3 protein-coding genes are annotated in these 3,478 nt (G+C 63.3%); 1 reads left to right on the forward strand and 2 read right to left on the reverse strand.

The annotated features are described in order from the left end of the window. On the forward strand, positions 1 to 836 hold an 836-nt coding region (locus ABW137_RS00350), incomplete at its 5' end, for a thiolase family protein (RefSeq protein ID WP_526395769.1). A gap of 51 nt (positions 837 to 887) precedes the next feature. On the opposite strand, the gene fadD4 is transcribed toward ABW137_RS00350, so the two are convergent. Together fadD4 and ABW137_RS00360 are read right to left on the reverse strand one after the other, a co-directional pair. After that, complete coding sequence (gene fadD4, locus ABW137_RS00355; protein ID WP_526395770.1) at positions 888 to 2,417, reverse strand: fatty-acid--CoA ligase FadD4; 1,530 nt, start codon at positions 2,415 to 2,417, stop codon at positions 888 to 890. A 71-nt stretch (positions 2,418 to 2,488) separates the two neighbouring features. After that, positions 2,489 to 3,475 (reverse strand): NAD(P)H-dependent flavin oxidoreductase, encoded by a 987-nt coding sequence (locus ABW137_RS00360; protein ID WP_526395771.1) that lies wholly within the window; start codon positions 3,473 to 3,475, stop codon positions 2,489 to 2,491. Positions 3,476 to 3,478: the final 3 nt, after the last annotated feature.

A 3,478-nucleotide genomic window follows, 5' to 3' on the forward strand; every position in this document is an offset into this window, starting at 1 on the left:
CTGTCTGGGAGGCCTCCTACGCCGCCCTCCTGCGATCGGGTCAGTACAGTGCAGGTGGCGGTCGTGCTACCGGGTTCATGGAGTGGCGGGCGCCCTTTGGTGCAATGTCGGCAGCTCAGTGGATTGCCTGCAATGCTTCGCATTACATGCATCGCTACGGTGTGGGTCGCGAGGCGCTCGGCGCTATTGCGGTCACCCAGCGTGCCGGCGCGGCCCGTAACCCGGAGGCCCTCTACCGCGACCCGTTGTCGATGCAGGAGTATTACGACGCGCGATTGATCACCACCCCGTTCGGGCTCTATGACTGCGACGTGCCCTGCGATGGCGCGGTCGCGGTGGTGGTGTCGGCGATAGAGACTGCTGCTGATCGGCCCAAGCCCCCGATCTTGGTGGACGCAGTGGGCACGGCGATTCTAGAACGGCTGTCCTGGGATCAGGACACCTTGGACGTTCTCCCGCAATCCAAGGGTTCATCGGCACATGTCTGGACCCGCACGGACCTGGCCCCCGCAGACGTCGATGTGGCACTGCTCTACGACGGTTTCACCTTCAATGCACTGTCGTGGTTGGAAGGATTCGGCTTTTGCGGGCCCGGTGAGGCCACCGACTTCATCGACGGCGGTCGAACAATTGCGTTGGACGGGCAACTTCCGTTGAATCCGCATGGCGGACAACTGTCGGCGGGCAGACTCCACGGCTACGGGTTCGTCAGGGAGGCGGTACTGCAACTGCGCGGGGAAGCTGACGGCCGCCAGGTCGGCGGTGCCCAGGTCGCCGCGGTCAGCGCCGGTGGCGGAGTGCCGTCTGGCGCTATGCTGTTGCGCCGGGCCACCTGAGCCCTCGAAAGCTCACCGTGGCTGCTGTGGGCGGAGCGAGAACCTGCGCGCTCACCCTGGTGTCGCGGCATACTTCTCAACCAGCTTCTGCTTGTAGAGCTTGCCTGCGTCCGATCTGGGGAGGCTGGTCTCGAAAGAGATCGAACGCGGACATTTGTAGTGCGCGAGGCGGTTTCGCAACCATTCCAGCAGCATCTCGCCGAACTCCTCGGTGGTGTCGGCTGGGTCTACCGGCTGGACGACACCTTTCACAGACTGCCCCATCGAGGCGTCCGGGATGCCAAAAACGGCTGCGTCAAGGACCTTTGGGTGCGCGATGAGGAGATCTTCAGCCTCTTGCGGATAGATGTTCACACCACCGGAGATGATCATGTGGTGGCGGCGGTCGGTCAGGAACAGGTAGCCGTCGTCATCGAGATAGCCGATGTCTCCGACCGTGACCCACCCGCGTCTGTTTCGTCCGGCGTTGGTCTTCGCCTCGTCCTTGACGTAATCGAAGGAGTGCCCGCCTTCGTAGTAGATGTCGCCGACTTCGCCTGACGTCAACGCATTCCCGGCCTCATCGAGAATGTGGGGTATCCCTACCAGGGTCCTGCCCACCGAGCCCGGGTGCTGCAGCCACTCCGCTGCACTGATGAAGGAGGCGCCAACCCCTTCGGACGAGGAGTAATACTCGTCGATGATGGGTCCCCACCAGGCGATCATCTCTTGCTTGATCCCCACCGGGCACGGAGCAGCCGCATGAACTACCCGTTGGAGGCTGGAGATGTCGTAGGAATTTCGCACTGCCTCCGGCAATCGGAGCATCCTGACGAACATCGTCGGAACAAATTGGCCATGGGTTATCGCATAACGCTCGATGTAGTCGAGGGCTCGTTCGGCATCGAATTTCTCCATCACCACCGTCGTGCCGCCCAGCGCCTGCACTGACATCGACCAGAATGCGGGCGCTGTGTGATAGAGCGGTGCTGGGTTGAGATATACAGAGTCGCCGGAGATTCCGACAGAGTCCATCAGTGGGCGGACAATCGACGGCGTGTCGGCAGGCGACGCGTCCGGTAACGGCCGGCGGATACCTTTGGGACGTCCGGTGGTTCCAGAAGAATACTGCAGTAGGTCGCCCTCGCGTTCATCAGGAATCGGGGTACCCGGCAAGCCACGAACGCAGTCCGGATAACGCTGCCAACCCGCGAGGTCATCATCGGCAATGAGCAGCAGCTCGGGCAGCCCGGTCATAAGGAACTCGCCGAGCGCCTCGCACACCGGCCGGGTTGCTCGCGAACCGATTACCGCCTTCGCACCGCAATTCTCGACGATGTAGGAGGCCTCACGCGCGGTGAGATTGGTATTGATCATCGCGTAGTAGAGTCCGCTTCTCCGCGCGGCCCACATCACCACGTGAATGTGCTCGTTGTTTTCCAGGATCGCGGCGATGGTGTCACCCTGCTGCAAACCAGCCCGTCGGAACAGGTGCGCCAGTTGGTTGGCCCGGGCCTCCAAAGCGGCGAAACTCAGGACGATTCCAGATGCGGGCAGAATGACGGCAGGCTTGTCACTGTCACGATACGAGCGGATCTCCATGTACCCCCACTAGGTTCGAATCATCAGGTGCAGCCCACGCCATCGGGGTAGTGCCTGCACCTCCTCGCTGCTCAGAGTGGGTCGGCGGACACCATGGAGGTCAGCCGCTCGGTGATGATGTCTTCGGCCTCTGAGACGATTCGGGATACCAGGTCGCCGACCGTCGGGATGTCGTTGATCAGGCCCATCGCCGTTCCGACTGTCCAGATGCCGGCATCGAGGTCGCCGTCATCGAATACCTTTCGGCCCCGGACACCGGCCACTAGTTCTTGGACGTCTTCGAACTGGCCGCCGCCCTTGAGGATCTCGACGACCTCTCGCGACACCACGTTCGAGGCCACCCGGGCGGTGTTGTGCAGGCTGCGGAAGATCAGCTCGGTGCCACGCTCGTCGCCGGCGACGATCGCTTCCTTGACGTTCTGGTGGATGCAGGACTCGACGGTGCACATGAAGCGTGAGCCCATGTTGATGCCGTCGGCGCCCAACGCCAGCGCGGCCACCAGGCCACGGGCATCGGCGAAGCCACCGGAGGCGATCATCGGGATCTCGATCTGTGCGGCCGCCGCCGGGATCAGCACCAGGCCGGGGATGTCGTCCTCACCAGGATGGCCCGCGCACTCGAAGCCGTCGATGCTGATGCCGTCGACCCCGAGGCTCTGCGCCTTGACGCCGTGCCGCACCGAGGTGCACTTGTGCAGCACCTTGATGCCGTTGTCGTGGAACATCGGCAGATGCGGGGCCGGGTTGGAGCCCGCCGTCTCGACGATCTTGATGCCGGAGTCGACGATCACCTGGCGGTACTCGTCGTAGGGCGGCGGGTTGATCGACGGCAGGATCGTCAGGTTGACCCCGAACGGCTTATCGGTCAGATCGCGGGTTTTCGCGATCTCGTTGGCCAGATCGGGCGGCGTCGGCTGCGTCAGCGCGGTGAGGAAGCCCAGAGCGCCCGCATTGGCCACGGCCGCAACGAGTTCCGCCCGCCCCACCCACTGCATGCCACCCTGGGCGATGGGATGCTCGACCCCGAACGCCTCGGTGAACTTCGTCTTCAACGCCATCAG

Origin of the sequence: Mycobacterium sp., assembly GCF_040509115.1 — a bacterium.
Classification (GTDB): Bacteria; Actinomycetota; Actinomycetes; order Mycobacteriales; family Mycobacteriaceae; genus Mycobacterium.